The sequence below is a fragment of the Thioalkalivibrio sp. AKL9 genome (assembly GCF_000377825.1).
GTDB lineage: Bacteria > Pseudomonadota > Gammaproteobacteria > Ectothiorhodospirales > Ectothiorhodospiraceae > Thioalkalivibrio > Thioalkalivibrio versutus.
Map to the genome: position 1 here is coordinate 72,269 of NZ_KB905105.1, position 20,920 is coordinate 93,188.

Here is a 20,920-nt window from a genome sequence, read left to right on the forward strand (position 1 = left end):
GGAGAATGACGGTTCGGCTATATTCCTGCGCCTTTTTCCGTGTTCTTTTTCCAGGGACGGCCCTGACCAACGTACCGCGCCCGCGTACGGCCCCGCGCGCTGCGACCGGAGTTGACCAATGCGACAGAACCAACTGAACGGCACCCTCTACCGCCCCGAATTCGAGCGCGACAACTGCGGCTTCGGCCTCATTGCGCACATGGACGGCGTAGCCAGCCACTGGGTGGTCGACACCGCGATCAAGGCCCTGGAACGCATGACCCACCGCGGCGCGATCGCCGCCGACGGCAAGACCGGCGACGGCTGCGGGCTCCTGATGAAGACCCCCGAGGCCTTCCTGCGCACCCTCGCCTCCGAGTCGAAGATTGAACTGGCCGAGCGCTTCGCCGCCGGCATCGTGTTCATCAACCCGGCAAAGATCGCCGAAACCCGCGCCGCCGTGGAGAGCGCCATCGAGCGCGGCCCGCTCCGGCTTGCCGGCTGGCGCGAAGTGCCGGTCAATCCGGAAGAGGCCTGCGGCGCCGAGGCAATGAAGAGCCAGCCGCACATCCTGCAGGTGTTCATCAATGCCCCGGCGGAGATGGACGCGGCCGACTTCGAGCGCGCGCTGTTCGTGGTGCGCCGCCGCGCCGAGATCGCGATGGGCGACGACCCGGTGTTCTACGTGCCCAGCCTGTCGGCGCACGTACTCTCCTACAAGGGTCTGGTGATGCCGGCCAACCTGCCGGTGTTCTACCCGGACCTGAAGCGCCCGGAACTGGAGACGGCAATCTGCGTGTTCCACCAGCGCTTCTCCACCAACACCTTCCCGCAGTGGGGCCTGGCGCAGCCGTTCCGCTTCCTCGCCCACAACGGCGAGATCAACACCGTGCAGGGCAACCGCAACTGGGCGATCGCGCGCCAGCACAAGTTCGCCACCGAGAAGCTGCCGGAACTGGCCGAGCTGGAACCTCTGGTCAACCTCGAAGGCTCGGACTCGCAGAGCCTGGACAACATGCTGGAGGTCCTGCTGGCCGGCGGCATGGACCTGTTCCGCGCGATGCGCCTGCTGGTCCCGCCGGCGTGGCAGAACGTCGCGCACATGGACTCCGACCTGCGCGCGTTCTACGAATACAACTCCATGCACATGGAGCCCTGGGATGGCCCGGCCGGCATCGTGCTGACCGACGGCCGCTACGCCGCCTGCACCCTGGACCGCAACGGCCTGCGCCCGGCGCGCTACGTGATCACCAAGGATCGCCACATCACCCTGGCCTCCGAGATCGGCGTGTATGACTACGCCCCCGAGGACGTAGTCGCCAAGGGACGCCTGAAGCCCGGCCAGATGCTCGCCGTGGACACCGAGTCCGGCGAGCTGCTGCAGCCCGAGGACGTCGACCGCATCAACCGCACCCGCCAGCCCTACCGCCAGTGGCTGCGCGCGCACGTGAAGCACCTGAAGAGCCAGCTGGACGACAACCAGCTGTTCTCCGGCGAGCCGATGCCGCCCGAGCGCCTGGAGACCTACGAGAAACTGTTCGACGTGACCTTCGAGGAACGCGACCAGATCCTGCGCGTGCTGGCCGAGGCCGGGCAGGAGGCCGTGGGCTCCATGGGCGACGACACCCCGTTCGCAGTGCTCTCCAGCCACACCCGTTCGCTGTTCGACTACTTCCGCCAGCAGTTCGCCCAGGTGACCAACCCGGCGATCGACCCGCTGCGCGAAAGCATCGTGATGTCACTGGAGACCTGCTTCGGCCGCGAACAGAACCTGTTCGAGGAGACCCCGGACCACGCCCACCGCCTGGTGTCCGACTCCCCCGTGCTGTCCGAGGCCAAGTTCCGCGAGCTGTGCAACCAGACCGAGGACGCCTTCCGCGTCGAGCGCATGGACCTCAACTACGACGTCCATTCCGGCTCGCTGGAGGACGCCGTGAAGGCCCTGACCGAGCACGCGGTCGAGGCCGTGCGCGACGGTGCCGTGGTGCTGGTCCTGTCGGATCGCGGCATCGACCCGGAACGCCGCCCGATCCCGGCCGCGCTGGCCGTGGGCGCGGTTCACCATGCCCTGATCGGCGCCAAGCTGCGCACCGACGCGAACATCGTCGCCGAAACCGCCACCGTGCGCGACCCGCACCACTTCGCGGTGCTGCTGGGCTATGGCGCCACCGCGATCTATCCGTACCTGGCCTACTCCGCGCTGCACGGCATGTGCCAGTCCGGCGAGATCCCGAACGCGGACCCGCTGACCCTGGCGCAGAACTACCGCCGCGGCATCAACAAGGGCCTGTTCAAGATCCTGTCCAAGATGGGCATCTCCACCATTGCCAGCTACCGCGGCGCGCAGCTGTTCGAGATCGTCGGCCTGTCCGACGAAATCGTGGAGACCTGCTTCAAGGGCACCACCAGCCGCATCCAGGGCACCCGCTTCGCCGACATTCAGGCGGATCTGGAGACGCTGTCGAAGCGTGCCTGGAACCCGCGCAAGAGCGCCGGCCAGGGCGGTCTGCTGAAATACGTCCACGGGGGCGAGTACCACGCCTACAACCCGGACGTGATCCAGACCCTGCACCGCGCGGTGCAGTCCGGCGACTACGGGATCTACAAGGAATACGCGGACCTGGTGAACGAACGCCCGGTGACCGTGCTGCGCGACCTGCTCAAGGTCCGCGACGACATCGAGCCGATCGAGCTTGACGCGGTCGAGCCCGAGGCCGACATCCTGCCGCGCTTCGACTCCGCCGGCATGAGCCTGGGCGCGCTGTCGCCGGAGGCCCACGAGGCCCTGGCCACCGCGATGAACCGCCTCGGTGGACGCTCCAACTCCGGCGAGGGCGGCGAGGCCGTCTCCCGCTACGGTACCGAGCGCATGTCCAAGATCAAGCAGGTGGCCTCCGGCCGCTTCGGCGTGACCCCGCACTATCTGGTCAACGCCGAAGTCCTGCAGATCAAGGTCGCCCAGGGCGCCAAGCCCGGCGAGGGTGGCCAGCTGCCGGGGCACAAGGTCAACAAGATGATCGCGGAGCTGCGCTTCTCGAATGCCGGCGTGGCCCTGATCTCGCCGCCGCCGCACCACGACATCTACTCCATCGAGGACCTGGCGCAGCTGATCTTCGACCTCAAGCAGGTCAACCCGGATGCGCTGGTCTCGGTGAAGCTGGTCTCCGAGGCCGGGGTCGGTACCATCGCCGCCGGCGTGGCCAAGGCCTACGCCGACTTGATCACCATCTCCGGTTACGACGGCGGCACTGGCGCCAGCCCGCTGACCTCGGTGAAGTACGCCGGCACCCCGTGGGAGCTGGGCCTGTCCGAGACCCACGCGACCCTGCGCGGCAACGACCTGCGCGACAAGGTGCGCCTGCAGACCGACGGCGGGCTGAAGACCGGCCTGGACGTAATCAAGGCCGCGATCCTGGGCGCCGAGAGTTTCGGCTTCGGCACCGGACCGATGGTGGCGCTGGGCTGCAAGTACCTGCGCATCTGCCATCTGAACAACTGCGCAACGGGTGTGGCCACGCAGGACAAGGTGCTGCGCATGAACCACTTCATCGGGCTGCCCGAGATGGTCATGCACTACTTCCAGTTCGTCGCCCGCGAGACCCGCGAATGGATGGCGAAGCTGGGTGTGCGCAGCCTGACCGACCTGATCGGCCGCACCGACCTGCTGGAGATCCTGCCGGGCGAGACGCCCAAGCAGCAGCACCTGGACCTGAACGGCCTGTTGGCCAGCGGCGACCTGGCCGACAAGCCGCGTTTCTGCAAGGCGCCGAAGAACGAACCGTTCGACAAGGGCGAGCTCGCCGAGAAGATGGTCGCGGAGATGCTCCAGGCCATCGAGAGCAAGGCGGGTGGCGAATACCACTTCGACGTGGCCAACACCGACCGCTCGATCGGCGCGCGGCTGTCCGGAGAGATTGCCAAGCGCCACGGCAATCAGGGCATGGCGGACGCCGCGATCACCGTGCGCATGAAGGGCACGGCCGGGCAGAGCTTCGGCGTGTGGAATGCCGGCGGTCTGCACCTGTACCTGGAAGGCGATGCCAATGACTACGTCGGCAAGGGCATGACCGGCGGCAAGCTGGTGATCCGGCCGCCGGAGGGCTCCAGCTTCGCCAGCCACGACACCACCATCATGGGCAACACCTGCCTGTATGGGGCGACCGGCGGCAAGCTGTTCGCGGCCGGCCAGTGTGGCGAGCGCTTCGGCGTGCGCAACTCCGGCGCGATCGCCGTGGTGGAAGGCATCGGCGACCACGGCTGCGAGTACATGACCGGCGGCGTGATGGTGGTGCTGGGCAATACCGGCATCAACTTCGGCGCGGGCATGACCGGCGGCTTCGCATTCGTGCTGGATCGGGAGAACGACTTCCCGGACCGCATCAACAACGAGCTGATCGACCTGCACCGCCTCGACACCGAGGAGATGGAGGCGCACCGGAACTACCTGGAGGAACTCGTCACGGAATTCGTGCACGAGACCGACAGCGCCTGGGGCCGCGAAATCCTGGAACGCTTCGACGACTACCAGGGCTCGTTCTGGCTGGTGAAGCCCAAGGCCTCGGAATTGCGAGGCCTGCTGGCCAACCTGCGCCAGGCCGCCTGACCCGCCATCCGGCAGCACTACGATTCGGGCCCCTCACGGGGCCCGTTTTGTTTGCGCCCGCGAAAATGCGTCATTGCGAACGCAGCGAAGCAATCTCCAGGACCGACCACCCGAGCCCCACCGCTTGCCCCCATCAACCAATTGATTCGCTACGGACGCAATGACGGCGCTTAGGGGCTCGCACTGACGTGAAGGGATCGATGCCCTGACGGCCACCGGCCCCTCCGGGCTATCATGCGAACCCAACCACCGGCACGACCCCGAGGAACACGCAGCGACTCCATGGCAGGCCTCATCCCCCAGGCGTTCATCGACGATCTGCTCGAACGCAGTGACATCGTCGAGATCATTCAGCGCCGCGTCAGCCTGAAGAAGGCCGGGCGCGAGTTCGCGGCCTGCTGCCCGTTCCACGGCGAGAAGACGCCATCGTTCTACGTCTCCCCGCAAAAGCAGTTCTATCACTGCTTCGGCTGCGGGGCGCATGGCACGGCCATCAGCTTCCTGATGGAGTACGAGAACCTGAGCTTTCCCGAGGCGATCGAGCAGCTGGCCGAACAGGCCGGGCTCGAGGTTCCGCGCGAGGCCGGGGACGACGACCGCCGCGAGGCCCATGCCCCGCTGTATGACGCGCTGGACGCGGCCGCCGAGTGGTACGTGCAGCAACTGCGCCAGACGCCGAAGGCGGTCGATTACCTGAAGAACCGCGGCATCGACGGCGCCACCGCGCGCAACTACCAGATCGGCTGGGCCCCGCCTTCGGGGCTGATCGAGGCGCTCAAGCCACGTTTCACTCCGCAGCAACTGGTCGATGCCGGCCTGGCCGCGCGGCGCGACGACGGCGGCATCCGCGAGCGATTCCGCGCGCGCATCATGTTCCCGATCCGCGACCGGCGCGGGCGCATCACCGGCTTCGGCGGGCGCCTGATCGAGGACGGCGAACCGAAATACCTGAACAGTCCGGAGAGCGAGGTCTTCCACAAGGGCCAGGTGATCTATGGCCTGTTCGAGGCGCGCAAGGCCGGCACCCGGCTGGACGACATCGTGGTGGTCGAGGGCTACATGGACGTGGTCGGCCTGGCCCGCGCGGGGTTCCACCGCGCGGTGGCCTGTATGGGTACCGCGCTCACCCGTGCCCACCTGGACAGCCTGTTCCGCCAGGTCTCGCGCATCACCCTGTGCTTCGATGGCGATGCCGCCGGCCGCCGCGCCGCCTGGCGCTCCCTGGGCGAGGCCCTGCCCGCGATCCAGGGCCTGCGCGAAGTGCGCGTGCTGTTCCTGCCGGAGGGCGACGACCCGGACAGCCTGGTCCTGCGCGACGGCCTGGCCGGCTGGGAGGAGCGCCTCGCCGGCGCCCTGCCCTTGTCCGAGACCCTGATGCGCCTGCAACGCGAAGAGCACCCCACCGACACCGCCGAAGGCCGCACCCGCTTCGCCCACGCGGCGATGAAGCTGGTCGCCACCGCCCGCGATCCGCTGTTTCGTGACCAACTCGTCGAACGCATCGGACAGGAGACGGGGCTCAGCCAGGAGCGACTGGAACAGGTCCTGTCGGAACAGCCACCCCAGCCTGCCCGCAACCCTGAACCGGGCCCGGGTCACGAGCTCCCCGCCACGCCCGGCGGCCGTGCGCCCGCGCGCGGCGAGAGCGCCCCGGCCTTGTGGGGTGCCCTGCTCGCCCGCGTCCTGCAGCACCCGGAACTGGACTGGTCACAGCCCGAGTTCCGCCAGGTCGTCGAGCTGCCCGGAGCGGCCGCCGAGACCCTGCGTAATGTCCTCGCGGCCCTGGACGAGAGCCCTGGACGCCACACGGCCGGCCTGCTGGAGCGCTTTCGCGACCAACGCCACTTTCAGCGACTCATGGCCCTGGCCCACCAGGAGCTCAACGACGGCGAGCCAGCGGTCACCCGCCAGACGGCGCTGGACTGCGCCCGCCAGCTCCTGCGTCAGCACTATCGATTGCGAATTCGTGAACTGACTCGCCCCGGTTCCGAACTCGGAACGGAACAACGCGCCGAGCTCGCCCGTCTTACCCAGCAGTTGCAGCGGTTCGACCTGCCCAAATAGCGCCGCCGGGGCTTGAAGCGCCCGGATTCGCCCTCAACATAGCGGTCAAGGAGGTCGCCCCAGAGCCGGGTCGCGACCCAGCTTTGACCCGAGAATCCATCAGGCCACCGGCAATATAAGAATCTTCTGCTACAATGTAGGATTGATTTTTCTGCGTCCCACTTTCCTTGAGCCGTCTTGCCACGGCTCAAACAAGCACCTCGGAGTACGACCGCAATGAATCGTGAAGAGCAGCAATCCCAGCTCAAGGAACTGATTGCCAAGGGCAAGGAGCAGGGATACCTCACGTATACCGAGGTGAACGACCACCTGCCCGACTCCATCATCGACTCCGACCAGGTCGAGGACATCATTGCGATGATCAACGACATGGGCATCGCGGTGCATGAGCAGGCCCCGGACGCCGACAGTCTTCTGCTGTCCGACGGTTCGGTCTCGGCCGACGACGACGCCGAGGACGCCGTCGCGGCGCTCGCCTCCGCCGACAGCGACTTCGGCCGCACCACCGACCCCGTGCGCATGTACATGCGCGAGATGGGCACGGTCGAGCTGTTGACCCGCGAAGGCGAAATCCGCATCGCCAAGCGCATCGAAGAGGGCCTGATGCAGGTCCTGTTCGCGCTCGCCCACCATCCGGGCGCGATCGAACGGCTGATCCGTGAATACGACCGGATCGTCGAGAACAATGGCCGCCTGACCGACCTGGTGGTCTCCTTCATCGACCCGAATGATCACGCCAACGGTGAGGCCGTGGCCCGTGGCCTGGTGACGCCGGAACAGGCCCAGAAGGCCCAGGACGAACAGAAGGCGGCCGCGGCGGCCGCCGCCGAGCAGCAGGCCAGCGCCGAACTGGATGCCATCGTCGACGAGGTGGAAGACGCCGAGGAAGACGAAGAAGCCGCCGAGCCGGTAGACACCGGCCCGGATCCGGAAGAGGCGCGCGAGCGCTTCGAAAAGCTGCGCAAGCTGCACGCCAAGGCGCACAAGGCCTTCGAGAAGGGCAACCGCGAGGCCTACGCTGTAGCACGCGAGGCCACCGCCAAGTACTTCATGGAGTTCAAGCTAATCCCGCGCATGGTCGACCAGCTGACCACTCAGCTGCACGGCAGCATCGACCACGTCCGCCGCCACGAGCGCCGCATCATGGCGCTGGCCGTGGAACAGGCCCAGATGCCGCGCAAGGCCTTCATCGACAGCTTCCCCAAGAACGAGACCAATCTCGACTGGATCAAGGAAGCCTGCAAGGCCAAGGGCAAGTACACCAACGCCCTGGCCCAGCACGAAGACGAGATCGTGCGCCTGCAGAAGAAGCTGGCCGAGATCGAGCGCGAGGCCAGCCTGAACATCGCCGAGATCAAGGAGATCAACCGCCGCATGTCGATCGGCGAGGCCAAGGCCCGTCGCGCCAAGAAAGAGATGGTCGAGGCCAACCTGCGCCTGGTGATCTCCATCGCCAAGAAGTACACCAACCGCGGCCTGCAATTCCTCGACCTGATCCAGGAAGGCAACATCGGCCTGATGAAAGCCGTGGACAAGTTCGAATACCGCCGCGGCTACAAGTTCTCGACCTACGCCACCTGGTGGATTCGCCAGGCGATCACCCGCTCCATCGCGGACCAGGCGCGCACCATCCGCATCCCGGTGCACATGATCGAGACGATCAACAAGCTCAACCGCGTCTCCCGCCAGATGCTGCAGGAGATGGGCCGCGAGGCCACCCCGGAAGAGCTGGCCGAGCGCATGGAGATGCCCGAGGACAAGATCCGCAAGGTGCTGAAGATTTCCAAGGAGCCGATCTCCATGGAGACCCCGATCGGCGACGACGAAGACTCGCATCTGGGCGACTTCATCGAGGACGAGAAGGTCGCCTCGCCGTCCGACTCCGCCGCACAGGAGAGCCTCACGGAAGCCACCCGCGAGATCCTGTCGACGCTGACCCCGCGCGAGGCCAAGGTCCTGCGCATGCGCTTCGGTATCGACATGAACACCGACCACACCCTCGAGGAGGTCGGCAAGCAGTTCGACGTCACCCGCGAGCGCATCCGCCAGATCGAGGCCAAGGCCCTGCGCAAGCTGCGCCACCCGACCCGCGCCGAACTGCTGCGCACCTACACCGACGCCGAGTAACCGGCGTCCCGGCCCGGCGGCCGGAACCCGACCTAGCGATGCGGCGCCATCTTCCCCTTGCGGGTAGAATGGCGCCGCAGTCGTTTGTACGCCCCCCGAATACGGGCCTGTAGCTCAGTTGGTTAGAGCAGGGGACTCATAATCCCTTGGTCGTCGGTTCGAGTCCGACCGGGCCCACCATTCGCTTCGCTCTTGTCGGGGCGGGTCGGACTATCCCGGCGCACGCCGTTCCGGCCTCGCGAAGCCGTGCTTCGCGCCGCTACGCGGCCGGCCTACACCCAACCGGGCCCACGACTCCCATCCGCGATTTTGCGGCACAAGGCCGTCCCTGAAACGAGCCGGCATGCAGCCATACCCATCTGCACGGGCAATACGCCCCCTGCGGCAGCGGCCCCGCGCGGGACCTTGCGCTCAGGGCGCCTCGGCGGTGATGAGGCCGCGCTGGAGGTCGACGGTGATCCGCTGTCCCTCGATGACCGTGGCGCTGGCCAGCAAGAAGATCTCCACGAACTCGTTTCGCTCCTCCTCCGGCATCTCCGAGGACGCACTGGAGGCATTAAAGGTGCCGAACATGGTGTCGTGGGCTCCGGCCGAGTACAGGATCAGTCGCTGCATGGCGGTCTGGTCGTCCGGCGATGGTGCAGTAGTATCCAGGACCGGTTCGCCCAGCTTCTGCTTGATGGTGGAATAGAGATGAAACAGGTATTCCGCCGCGCTTTCGCGCCCGCGCCGATCCTGCAGGGTGAAATCGGCGGAGACCGCCTGGCCACTGCGGGCACGTAGCACGATGTGCTTCGACTCGGGCTGCTCGTCGGCGTACGGGTTCAGGATGGTGGCCACGATGTCTCCAGGGCGGAATGGACGAGCCGGGGAGACTACGAGACCCCCTTTGAGATTTCCACGGCGGCCCTGCCGGCCGAGGGGTTATCCATGCTGGTGGATACGCGATGAGGGCCACCGGCACCGACGAGTCAGGGGCCGGTGGCCTCGGTTTGTTCGGGCGGACCACGGGGAGGCTGCGCGCCCTTTCCTGTCGCCGAAGGAACTAGCACTTGGAATAGCCGCAGTCGCGGCAGGTGGGGCAGCCGTCGATAATCTCGAGGTGGCCGCCGCACTGTGGGCAAGGGGCTGCGCCAATGGCTGTTTGAGCCGGCGCCTCCAGGGTCACGGCTGCAGCGGAATCCGGGGTTCGGTCCTTGTCGCGAAAGGTGGCAGCAAGCTCGCGCAGCGGGCGCGGCTGGCCGTCCGGGTCGAGGAAGCCGCGGCGCTGGAGGATTTGTTGCAGGGCGTGGGCAATGGCCGCGACCTCGGAGGGATGGTAGAGGGGCTTGCCGTATTCGTTGGTACCGCAGCGGACCGGGCCGCGGTCCCAGGTGACCTTGCGCAGGTCGCGCAGGGCGCGGGTGGCGTAGCCCCCGCGGGCCGCCAGCGACAGGCTGCGCATGGTGGCGGAGATCCACTGGTAGGACTCGGAGTGCTGCCCGGTGGGCAGGAAAAATTCGATTGGGCGTTCGATGGTCACGCGCTCGCCGTCCACCGTGCCGGAAACGGCCACGAAGCTGACCACCAGGTAGACCGTCTGCGGCCCCTCCTGGGTCCAGTAGCGGACCTTTTCGGTGACCGACTCGAGCTCGCCCTCGGGGCGCGACGGGATACGCTTGCCCAGCGGGTTGTCGTCGCCCGGCGGTGGACTCTCCCCTGCCGCAACATCCGAGCGGCGAACGGCGATGATGGGCTGGTCGATCCGGTGCATCGTGTCCTCTCCGATGACGTCAGACATCGTCGTAGTAGCCCTCGTCCAGCGCCGCGAAGAGATTGGCGGCGGTGTGCACCTGGCCCTCGTACTCCACCTCTTCGTCGCCGCGCAGGGTCACCTCCTGGCCGTCCGCCAGGGTGAAGGTGTACCAGGTGCTGCGCAGGCGTTCCGGGTCCATCAACACACCCATCTGCGCCTGCGGGTTCGGCCGGTAGGTCGTGCAGCCCTTGAGCCCCGCGCGCCAGGCCTGCAGGTAGACCTCCTGGAAATCCTCGAACGGGATATCGCTCGGGACATTGAGCGTCTTGGAGATGGCCGAATCCACCCACGGCTGTGCTGCCGCCTGCATGCGGATATGGGCCTCCACGCTGACCCGGTCCGCGGTGATCGCGGTGGCGGGCAGATCCCCCGGCCCCGCCTCGGCATCGACCAGAGCGCGGTAGGCCAGCAATTCGTACGAATGGCAGTCCACCGCCTCGCGGGTACGCCGCCCGGGCCGGCGGATGTTGCGCGTGGTGTGGTGGAGAAAGGTCGGCTCGATGCCGTTGCTGGCGTTGTTGGCGACCGAGAAGCTGATGGTGCCGGTGGGCGCGATGGAGGTGGCGTGGGTAAAGCGCGCGCCCTCCTCCGCGAGCGCCGCGACCAGCGCCGGGTCCTCCTCGGCGATGCGCTGCATGTAGGGGCTGATGCGGGCGTGCAGTTCGCGGCCCTTCAGCACGTCGCCCACCTGGTAGCCGGCCTCGGCGAGAGCCGGCTGCCGCCGCAGCATGTCCGCGGTCAGCGTGAAATCCTCGTCCATGATCGGTGCCGGGCCCTTTTCGCGCGCCAGCTCCAGTCCGGCCCGCCAGCTCTCCAGCGCCAGGCGGCGACAAACCTCTGCGGTGAAGTCAGCGGCCGCCTCGGAGCCGTACGTCTCACCCAGCATCGCCAGCGCCGAGCCAAGCCCGAGGATGCCCATGCCGTGGCGGCGCTTGCGCAGCATCTCGGCGCGCTGCTCCGGCAGCGGCAGCCCGGAGATGTCCGCGACGTTGTCCAGCATGCGCGTGAACACGCGCACCACCCGCTCGAAGCATTCCCAGTCGAATGCCGCGTCTTCGGTGAACGGATCGGAGACGAAGCCCGTCAGGTTCACCGATCCGAGCAGGCAGGCCCCGTCCGGCGGCAGCGGCTGCTCGCCGCAAGGATTGGTCGCGCGGATCACCTCGTCGAACCAGGCGTTGTTCTGGCGGTTGACCTGATCGATCAGGATGACGCCGGGTTCGCCGACGTCATAGGTGCTTCGCATCAGCGTGTCCCACAGCTCGCGGGCGCGCACGCGGCGATAGACACGGCAGGCAACCCGGCCCTGGTCGTCGACGCGGTAGCCGTCCTCGACCACCGGCCAGTCGCGATAGACGAGATCGGATGCGGGCACCCCGTCCTGTTCCACGGGCAGCAGCGGGAAGGCCAGCGCCCATTCGTCGTCGCGCTCCACGGCCTCCAAAAAGGCATCGCGCACCAGCACGGACAGGTTGAACTGGGTCAGCCGCCCCTTGCGGCGCTTGGCGAGGATGAAGCGCTCGATGTCCGGATGGCCGATATCCAGCGTTGCCATCTGTGCCCCGCGGCGACCACCGGCCGCGCCGATGGTGCGGCAGGTCTGGTCGAAGATCTGCATGAACGCGACCGGTCCGTTGGTCGGGGCCCCGGCGCCCGCGACCAGCGCGCCCTTCGGACGCAGGGTGCTGAAGTCGTAGCCGATGCCGGCCCCGGCCTTGAGCGTCAGGCCGGCGGCGGTATTGGCATCCAGGATGGCCTGCAGCGAGTCATGGATCGTGCGCGAGACCGTGCAGTTGATCAGCGTGGTCTGCGGCTTGTGGGCCTCGGCCCCGGCATTGGCCAGGATGCGCCCGGCCGGGATGGCGCCGTTGTCCAGCGCCCAGCGGAACTCGCGCTCGATCGGCGCGCGCTGGTCCGGCGCCTCGACGGCCGCCAGCGCGCGCGCAACGCGGTCGAACATCGCCTCCATCGAGGCGTCCACCGGCTCGCCGTGCGCATCGCGCAATTGATAGCGCTCGGCCCAGATGGAATACGACGAGGGTTGCAGCAGCACGTCCGGAGACGTGCCCTGAATTGATATCACATTGTCATGCGATTGCCAGCTGTCGCCCATGGTGGCCCGCCGCTCCGCGTTCGGTCCTGGGCTTCCGATAGCCCTTTATCCGATCATGGGCGCCGGTGGCGAGTGCTGCAACACAGCCCCACCAGCCTCCGTCAAAAACGATCGAGGCTGGCGAGCGGACCTGACAGGTCGCGCACGCGCATCCAGGAGGCGATGCTGGCGCGCCAGCGGCGGGTGGGCAACACCGCGTGCGGCACGCTCTGGCTGAGAAACATCACCAGCGTGCCAGCCGTCGGCTGGATGCGCTGGCATTCGCGGCCCGCATCGTCATAGATCGCGAGCTGGCCGCCGTCCTGCTCGCGCCAGTCGCGGTTGAGGTAGAACACAAGCGACAGCCGGCGGCAGTTTCCGGCCTGGAAGGCATCCACATGCCGGGCGTAATGGGTGCCGGGCGGGTACAGGGCAAAGTGCGATTCGGTCTCGAACAGGCCCGGGATCAGCGACCGGCCCACCTCCAGCCGTATCGCATCCAGGCGCTCCATGAACGCCTGCTGGGCCGGGCTAGCGCCATCCAGCCAGTGGATCCAGTCACCGCGGGTGGCCCGGTCGCGATGGCGCTCGCCACCCCGACCGATCCGCGCCTGCGCCAGCTGCGCGGCATCGCGCAGGGCGTAGACCTCGTCGTGCAGCGCATCGACGGTCTCCGCAGGCAGGAAGTCGGGCCAGACCACGGGCTCGCCAACGGCGAGCCCATACAGCCAGTCGGGAACGGAAGTATCTCTTAATGCTCCCTCCCCGAGCATTGCCGCAGGAACTACAGCCCCGGACACCGCGCTTGGCGGAGTGGTTGTCTCGGGAGCGGGGATCACCAGTTCAGTTTTCAAGCCCTTGTAGCCTCGTCCAACATCGCACGGGGATGCGCGATCAGTACTTTCTGACGCCTACCGTGTTCGGTATGCGGCAGCCGCCGGAACGGCGGGTCGAAAGCGCCGAGGCCTCCTGCCAACGCGCTATCCAATGCAAGACTTGCTTATACACCAGAACGGGGCGAAATAATGACAACCGCCGACGAGGTCATTGCGATTTTCCTGAGCCAGGACGTCATCGGCAGATCCAATGCCACCTGACGTCGCGTTCTGCGACGTTGCCGAACATCGGTCTTCAGCTCTTCGGCTTTACAACCACCAGGGCAATTCCACCCAACACGACAATGCCAGCGAGCACCAGACGCAGGGTCAACGGCTCCGCGAGGAGGCCGATCCCTGCAATGGCGGTGATCACCGGCACGCTCAGCTGGGCAACCGCAGCGGTGGAGGTCCGAATGAGCTTGAGCGCGGCGTACCAGACCGCATATCCCAGACCGGAGGCCAGGGCGCCCGACGCGGCGGCCAGTAGTGCACCCGGAACGTCCACGACGGCGCCTGGAATGAAAGCCATCGCCAGGACCAGCGCAGGCAAGCTCGCCAGGAGGAAATTGGATGCCGTGACCCGGGTCGGATCACCACTGCCGCTCGCCCGCAGCGTGTAGACACCCCAAGCGACGCCGGCCACGATCATGAATGCAGCAGGAATCGGTGGCGGTGCCGAAAGCCCGGGCGACAGTAACCAGATGAGTCCTGCTAAAGCCAGGGCGAAGCCGACCCATTGGCGAGACGTCAATCGTTCGCCGGTCGCCAGATACCAACTGACCATGGTCACCTGGACCGCGCCGAACAGCAGCAGCGCTCCGGTCGCCGCCGTCAGGGAGATGTAGGCGAACGAGAACCCGATGGCGTACACGAAGAGCGCGAGCGCTGACCCCCAACTGCCCCGCCCTTCTGGAAGGGCCGGCTGGGTCCGAACGATCAGCCACAGCATGATCGCTCCGGAGACAATCCGGATCGCGGTAAAGCTGACCGGATCAATGGAAGTCGAGGTGAACGCGGCACGCGTCAGGATGGAATTGGCGGCGAACGCAATGAGCGCCACTGACATCAGCGTTACTAAGCGCACCGGCATCGGCTTCGGATTCCTTCTATCTGACAGGAGGATGCGATGCATCCATACCCCGAGGGAGGCGGCGGTGGCCGAGCAACCCGAGCGGTTGCGTGACGAGCAGGGCATGGTGCCGGAAATCGCACCGCGAGTTCAGTGGGGAACAGCGACTGGATTGCCCCATCAGCTTCACCGCCGCGAGTGCGACCAGCCGACCCCGTTTCAGGAAAAAAGCCATGGCCGATCGGATCGGCCATGGCTTCCTCAGACAGGCGAGTCGGATAACCCGCTAAATGGATAGGACCCTAGTAACGAAGGGCGGCCAGTTCGACAGTGGTGCCACCGTTCGCGCTGGCATATTCCTCGGCGTCACCGGCCCGCATAAACGCGACGTAGTCGTCCTCGGTTTCCACGAACGACGCGACGTGGCCGAACAGCTTGAGGCCTGTGCCGTGGTCGTAGACATACGTCGCACGAACCTCGTCGGAACCAGATTCCTCAACCTCTTCGACCGCGGCCAGCATCTCGCCAATGGAGTCATACTTGATAATGCCTTCTTCGGCGAACCAGACCTCGGCCGGCGGAAGTCCGGGCGCGCCCGGTTCGGATCGGGTGATCTTGCCCAGCTGCTCCTCGTAGTCCTTGCCTTGAGCCTCGTAGACCGCTCGCACGAAGCTATCGTCCACCCAGCGGTCAAAGTCCAGTTCGGGGACCGAACGCTCCCGCTGCAGCGTCGCATGGTGATACTTCAGCGCGTCCACCCACTCGGGTTTCAGGGTCGGATCGACCGACGTAATGCCGCCCTCGCTAAAGTACAGGTACAGCACCTCTTTCTCGATCGTGGTCCACTCTTCCAGCTTGGTCGCCGCCCGCATGGGGTCTTCCATGATCCAGTCCTGCGCCTCCATCGTGGCTGCAATGTACGCCTCAACCACACGCGGATGCTCTTCCGCGAAGTCGTCACGGACCACGGTCCCATGGAACGTCGGCTGGCCGACTTCGCTACCGTCGAAGACCTTACGGCCAAACCCGCGATACTCCATCACCTCGGACCATGGGGTGAAGTTCGAATGGGCATCGATGTTACCCGTACGGATATTCGCCACCCCGACCGGTGGCCCCTGGTCGCGAAGCTGGATGTCATCCAGGATACCGGCCTGGCTGAGCGCATCCAGGGTCATACCCCAGGCGGCACTGCCGAATGGCGTCGAAAGCTGCTGGCCGGCGAGATCCGACAGACTCTGCGCAGGGGAATCGACTGGAACCACAATGCCATTACCCGTACCGCGGGCGTTGTACCCAGTCATGGCAACGAACAAGGACTCGGCACGACCAGTATTCTGGAAGGTCGCGCCGTTCACGATTAGCGGGTAGTCGCCCATGACCCCGAACTCGAGCTGCCCGGCGATCATTCGGTTGGTAATCGGCGGACCGGAGTCGAAGTCGGCGTACTGGACGACGAAATCGACATCTTCGTATCTGCCATCGGTTGGCAAGTGTTCCTCGAATAGACGCAGGCGTTCGATGACGACCCCGCCCGATACCGTATTGGTGACCTGACTCTGGTGCCCGACCCGGATCTGGATCGTCTCGGCCACCGCGGCCCCGGAAAAGGCCGCGATTGCTACACCGGCAACGATTGGCTTCCAACGCATGGTTCTTCTCCCAAAATAAAGTGTCCGCCAAAATGGCGCATCCAACGTTTGATCAGCCGACTAGACCCGGCTCGGGGTCTTGCCTGTACTAACAGGCCATGACTGATCTACCGGATACGCAGCAGATTCCGTGCCGCACTCCGCAATCGAGGGAAAACAATCCGCAAATTTCTGTTTTAACAGGCTTTTATTCTTCAGCAAGGAACACCTCGGCCTCCACCGCCATGCGCATCACCGCCCCAACCTGGGGAATCCCTGCGCTATTGGAGTGCCGGATAACAGCTGTGAACGCCAGCAATCATGACAAGCAATACACCTGCCGTATTCGGCACCCCACGGCCGACTTCGCTCAGCCAAACCGTCCGCTCCCCTACCCATCTCACTCCTTCTATGACACGATATGATGAGTTGAATCGAGGAACGAGACGCGCCCATGGACTCCAGCACCCCGGACCGCCAAACGCTTCAGGAATCCCCGCAGCCCCTGTATGTCCAGATCAAGGAAACATTGCGCCAAAGGATCCTCGACGGTACCTATCAACCCCACCAGAAGCTCCCCTCCGAGAGCGAACTCACCCGACGGTTCGGCGTCAGCCGCATCACCATTCGCCAGGCGCTGCGTGACCTGCACAACGAGGGCCTGATCTTCAGCTCGCAGGGCAAGGGCAGTTTTGTCAGCAAACCAAAGGCGGTGCAGAACGTCCGGCGCCTGGAAGGCTTTGGCGAGGCCATGGCGGCCCAAGGATACGAAGCAACGGCGCGGGTGGTTTCAATCGAAGAAATGGTCCCGCCCAAGAATGTGCGCGACGCACTCGACCTTGGGGGTGCGACAAGCAGCTCGGTGGTCGAAGTGAAGCGGGTGCGCTACCTGAACCGGGTGCCGGTTTCGCTGGAGATCAGCTATTTCCCATTGGATGTGGGGCGCCCCTTGTTCAATCAGGACCTCTCGGGCGATATCTTCCCGATCCTGGAGAACCTCTCGGGCATCCCGCTGGGTGCGGCCAACATCAGCATCGATGCCGGGCTGGCGAACAGTGAAGTACAGAAGGAATTGGGCCTGTCGGAAGCCGACCCGGTTCTACAGGTGGAACGTCTAACCCACGATCGCTCCGGACGGCCCATCGACTACGAGTTCCTGTTTTTCAGTGGCGACTCGTTCAAGTATCGATTCGAGATCGATCGTTCGTAACCGATCCCGTGGGGTAACCACCACTGTATGCGCCGGTTCCCCCGCCAGGACACGACTCAAGCTTCTGCCAGACCGGGTGCCGGCTCGCTTCGCAGCTGCCGGATCTTCTCGTGGAGCTCCGGCAGGATATCGAACAGGTCGCCGACCAGGCCGTAGTCGGCCACGCCGAAGATCGGGGCATCCGGATCCTTGTTGATGGCGACGATGACCTTGGATCCGGTCATGCCTGCGAGGTGCTGAATGGCGCCGGAGATGCCCACCGCAATGTATAGCTCCGGTGCGACCACCTTGCCGGTCTGTCCCACCTGGCAGTCGTTGGGGGCATAACCGGCATCCACGGCTGCCCGCGAGGCGCCCACGGCGGCGTTCAGATCCGCTGCCAGCTCCTCCAGCAGACGGAATTTCTCCAGGCTGCCGAAGGCTCGCCCCCCGGAAACGACGATCCCGGAGGATTCCAGTTGCGGCCGGTCCGACTCGTCGAGTTGGAGTTCGACCTCGCGGGACTGGGCCTGGGTCTCACCGACGTCAATGCGTTCAAGCTGGGCCTCACTGCCGCCCACTACCTCTTTGGCGAACGCAGTCGGGCGTATGGTCAGCAACTTGTGCGGCTCCAGCACCCGCAAGGTTTCGTTGGCATTGCCCGCGTAGATCGGGTGCACGAACGTCTGCGCGTCCTGGATCACGGTGACATCCGAAACCATCTGGATGTCGACCAGCGCCGCCACCCGGGGGAGCAGGTTTTTACCGAACGTGGTGGCGGGCGCCAGCACATGACTGTAGTGCTCGACATGTCCGGCCACCAACCCGGAGAGATCCTCAGCAAGGCCGCCTGCAAGATGAGGCGCCTCGGCAACCAGCACACGGCGGACCCCGGCCATCGAGGCGAGGCTTTCGGCCGCCGCCGCGGGGCGTGCGCCCGCTACCAGGACGTCGATGGGACCATCCAGTTCGCGGGCGGCCGTGAGGGTAGACAAGGTGCTGGCGGCCAGTGTCTCCCCTGCCGTTTCCGCTACAACCAGTATCGTGTTCGTCATCTCAGATCACCCCCGCTTCGTTGCGCAGCTTGTCCAGCAGTTCGTCCACGTCCGCGACCTTCACACCCGCCTCGCGGGGAACGGGCTCGGAAACCTTGACCCGCTCCACCCGCGGACGCATATCCACGCCCAGGGCCTCGGGCGTGCGCTCCTCGATGGGGCGTTTCTTCGCCTTCATCATCGCGGGCAGCTTCACGAACCGGGGCTCGTTGAGTCGCAGGTCCGCTGTCACCACGGCGGGCAGGTCCAGTTCGACGGTCTGCTGCCCGCCATCGATCTCGCGTGCTACCCGCGCCCGGCCCTCTGCGATGGTCAACTCGGACGCGAAGGTGCCCTGGGGCCAGCCCAGCAGGGCAGCCGTCATCTGTCCGGTCTGGTTGGCATCATCGTCGATCGCCTGCTTGCCAAGAAGCATTAGGTCGACGGCTTCCTCGCGCGCGACCGCGGCCAGTAACGCGGCCACGTTCAGGGGCTGCGGCGATTCCGGCACATCGATCCGCATCGCGCGGTCCGCACCCATTGCCAGGGCGCTGCGCAGGACCTCCTGACTGGCCTCGTCACCCACCGTCACCGCCAGCAATTCGCTGCAGATGCCGGCCTCTTTCAGGCGCACGGCCTCCTCCAGCGCAATCTCGTCGAAGGGGTTGGCGGACATCCGGACGTTTTCCGTCTCGACACCGCTGCCATCCGCCTTCACGCGGATGTTCACGTTGTAGTCGATCACGCGTTTCACGCCGACCAGTACTTTCATCGCATTCACTCCCGTTGACTTCGCGGCCCGGCAAACGGCCTCGATACGCCTTACATGCCCGAATAGATCGGGCCCTCGCCGCCTTGCGGTACCTGCCACTGGATGTTCTGGGTGGGGTCCTTGATGTCGCAGGTCTTGCAGTGCACGCAGTTGGCCGCGTTGATCTGCAGGCGCGGCCCCTGGTCGCCATCGACGATCTCGTACACCCCGGCTGGGCAGTAACGTGTCTCCGGCGCCCCGAATTCGGCCAGATTCACCTGGATCGGGACATCGGGATCACGCAGCCGCAGATGGCAGGGCTGGTTCTCGTCGTGATTGGTGTTCGACAAGTGCACCGACGACAGCAACGGAAAGGTGAGTTCCCCATCCGGCGCCGGATAGTCGATGGGCGAGGCATCCGACTGTCGCTGCAACTGTTCGTGATCCGCGTGCTGGGCCAGGGTCCAGGGTGCGCGACCACCGAACAGGTACGTATCCGCGGCGGCATAGGCCAGCCCGCCCCACAAACCCCAGCGGGCAAAGGCCGGGCGGATGTTGCGCGCGCGCCGGAGCTCGGACCAGACCCAGGAATCCGCCAGGGCCCGGTCGACACCAGTAGCAGCGGTCGGTTCGGATGCGTTCACCCAGTGTGCGAATACCGCGTCTGCCGCCAGCATCCCGGATTTCATTGCGGTGTGGGTGCCCTTGATGCGGGCCACGTTCAACAGGCCCGCGGCATCCCCCACCAGCATCCCGCCGGGGAATTCCAGCTTGGGGCAGGACTGAACCCCACCCTCCACCAAGGCCCGCGCTCCATAGGACAGGCGGCGACCACCCTCGATATGGCGGCGAATCTCCGGATGGGTCTTGAACCGCTGCATCTCCTGGTAGGGCGAGAGGTTCGGGTTGGCATAGTCGAGCCCGATCACGAACCCCACGGACACGCGGCGCTCGTCGAAGTGGTACAGAAAGCCGCCGCCGTAGGTCCGGGCGTCCAGGGGCCAGCCGACCGTATGTACCACGGTGCCCGGCCGGTGGACGGCCTCGTCCACTTCCCAGACCTCCTTGATGCCAATGCCGTAGGTCTGCGGATCGGCATCGCGATCCAGCTCGTAGGCGGCAATCACCTGCTGGCTCAGCGACCCGCGGCAGCCTTCCGCCAGGAGAGTCCGCCCCGCCACGATCTCCACACCGGGCTCGTGCTGCGGGCCGGGCGTACCGTCCGGCTGCAAGCCGGTGTCCGCGGTGGCAACGCCCCGCACGGCACCCTGCTTGTCATAGAGCACCTCGGCCGCCGCGAAGCCCGGGTAGATGTCCACCCCCAGTGCCTCCGCCTGCTCGCCCAGCCAGCGGCACAGGTTGCCCAGCGAGCCCACATAATTTCCCTCGTTGCGCAGTGCGCCGGGAGTGGGCAGCCGCAGACTTCCATGCTCGCGCAGCAACAGGAAGTGATCATCCACGGTGGACGTTTTCAACGGCGCTCCGAGATCGCGCCAGTCGGGGATCAATTCGTCGAGCGAACGCGGATCGATCACCGCACCGGAAAGGATATGCGCCCCGACCTCGGGCCCCTTTTCCAGTACGCAGACCGAGAGATCGTCCCGGCCCTGGTCCTGCGCCAGTTGGCGCAGACGGATCGCGGCCGCAAGGCCCGAAGGACCCGCGCCCACGATGACCACATCCATCTCGATCTGCTCGCGTTCCATGG

Annotated in this window: 13 protein-coding genes and 1 tRNA gene; 5 read left to right on the forward strand and 9 right to left on the reverse strand. The window is 65.9% G+C overall.

The features are described from left to right. Window positions 1-118 precede the first annotated feature (118 nt). The 4 genes from gltB (at window position 119) to D573_RS0104290 (ending at window position 8,953) form a co-directional block, all read left to right on the forward strand. A complete protein-coding gene (gltB, locus tag D573_RS0104275) occupies window positions 119-4,582 on the forward strand; it encodes a glutamate synthase large subunit (RefSeq protein ID WP_018938223.1) in 4,464 nt (1,487 codons plus the stop codon). A 282-nt stretch (window positions 4,583-4,864) separates the two neighbouring features. Continuing rightward, a complete protein-coding gene (gene dnaG, locus D573_RS0104280; protein WP_018938224.1) occupies window positions 4,865-6,646 on the forward strand; it encodes a DNA primase in 1,782 nt (593 codons plus the stop codon). Window positions 6,647-6,823: 177 nt separating this feature from the next. Further along, on the forward strand, window positions 6,824-8,773 hold the full coding sequence (gene rpoD / locus D573_RS0104285) for an RNA polymerase sigma factor RpoD (RefSeq protein WP_255346778.1): 1,950 nt from the start codon (window positions 6,824-6,826) through the stop codon (window positions 8,771-8,773). 103 nt (window positions 8,774-8,876) lie between these two features. Further along, window positions 8,877-8,953: transfer RNA gene (locus tag D573_RS0104290), tRNA-Ile, on the forward strand. A gap of 231 nt (window positions 8,954-9,184) precedes the next feature. On the opposite strand, the gene D573_RS0104295 is transcribed toward D573_RS0104290, so the two are convergent. The 6 genes from D573_RS0104295 to D573_RS0104320 form a co-directional block, all read right to left on the reverse strand. Continuing rightward, on the reverse strand, window positions 9,185-9,613 hold the full coding sequence (locus tag D573_RS0104295) for a hypothetical protein (protein ID WP_018938226.1): 429 nt from the start codon (window positions 9,611-9,613) through the stop codon (window positions 9,185-9,187). Window positions 9,614-9,818: 205 nt separating this feature from the next. Beyond that, entirely contained in the window at window positions 9,819-10,526 is a 708-nt protein-coding gene (locus tag D573_RS0104300; protein WP_018938227.1) for a hypothetical protein, read from the reverse strand. 19 nt (window positions 10,527-10,545) lie between these two features. Continuing rightward, entirely contained in the window at window positions 10,546-12,681 is a 2,136-nt protein-coding gene (locus D573_RS0104305) for an adenosylcobalamin-dependent ribonucleoside-diphosphate reductase (RefSeq protein WP_018938228.1), read from the reverse strand. A gap of 101 nt (window positions 12,682-12,782) precedes the next feature. Further along, window positions 12,783-13,361 carry a 2OG-Fe(II) oxygenase gene (locus tag D573_RS0104310; RefSeq protein WP_018938229.1) on the reverse strand — a complete coding sequence of 193 codons (579 nt, stop codon included), beginning with the start codon at window positions 13,359-13,361 and terminating at the stop codon, window positions 12,783-12,785. A gap of 430 nt (window positions 13,362-13,791) precedes the next feature. Further along, window positions 13,792-14,628 (reverse strand): DMT family transporter, encoded by an 837-nt coding sequence (locus D573_RS0104315; RefSeq protein ID WP_018938230.1) that lies wholly within the window; start codon window positions 14,626-14,628, stop codon window positions 13,792-13,794. Window positions 14,629-14,909: 281 nt separating this feature from the next. Continuing rightward, window positions 14,910-16,259 (reverse strand): ABC transporter substrate-binding protein, encoded by a 1,350-nt coding sequence (locus D573_RS0104320; RefSeq protein ID WP_018938231.1) that lies wholly within the window; start codon window positions 16,257-16,259, stop codon window positions 14,910-14,912. Between the two features lie 433 nt (window positions 16,260-16,692). On the opposite strand from D573_RS0104320, the gene D573_RS0104325 reads away from it, so the two are divergent. Continuing rightward, window positions 16,693-17,448, forward strand: coding sequence for a GntR family transcriptional regulator (locus D573_RS0104325; protein WP_018938232.1), 756 nt, complete (start codon window positions 16,693-16,695; stop codon window positions 17,446-17,448). 56 nt (window positions 17,449-17,504) lie between these two features. On the opposite strand, the gene D573_RS0104330 is transcribed toward D573_RS0104325, so the two are convergent. Genes D573_RS0104330 through D573_RS0104340 form a run of 3 tightly spaced genes read right to left on the reverse strand, consistent with a single transcriptional unit; the run spans window position 17,505 to window position 20,918 of the window. Continuing rightward, window positions 17,505-18,482: an electron transfer flavoprotein subunit alpha/FixB family protein gene (locus D573_RS0104330; RefSeq protein WP_018938233.1), complete on the reverse strand. Its 978-nt coding sequence runs from the start codon at window positions 18,480-18,482 to the stop codon at window positions 17,505-17,507. Between the two features lies 1 nt (window position 18,483). Then, complete coding sequence (locus tag D573_RS0104335; protein WP_018938234.1) at window positions 18,484-19,233, reverse strand: electron transfer flavoprotein subunit beta/FixA family protein; 750 nt, start codon at window positions 19,231-19,233, stop codon at window positions 18,484-18,486. Window positions 19,234-19,283: 50 nt separating this feature from the next. After that, on the reverse strand, window positions 19,284-20,918 hold the full coding sequence (locus tag D573_RS0104340) for an electron transfer flavoprotein-ubiquinone oxidoreductase (protein ID WP_018938235.1): 1,635 nt from the start codon (window positions 20,916-20,918) through the stop codon (window positions 19,284-19,286). Window positions 20,919-20,920: the final 2 nt, after the last annotated feature.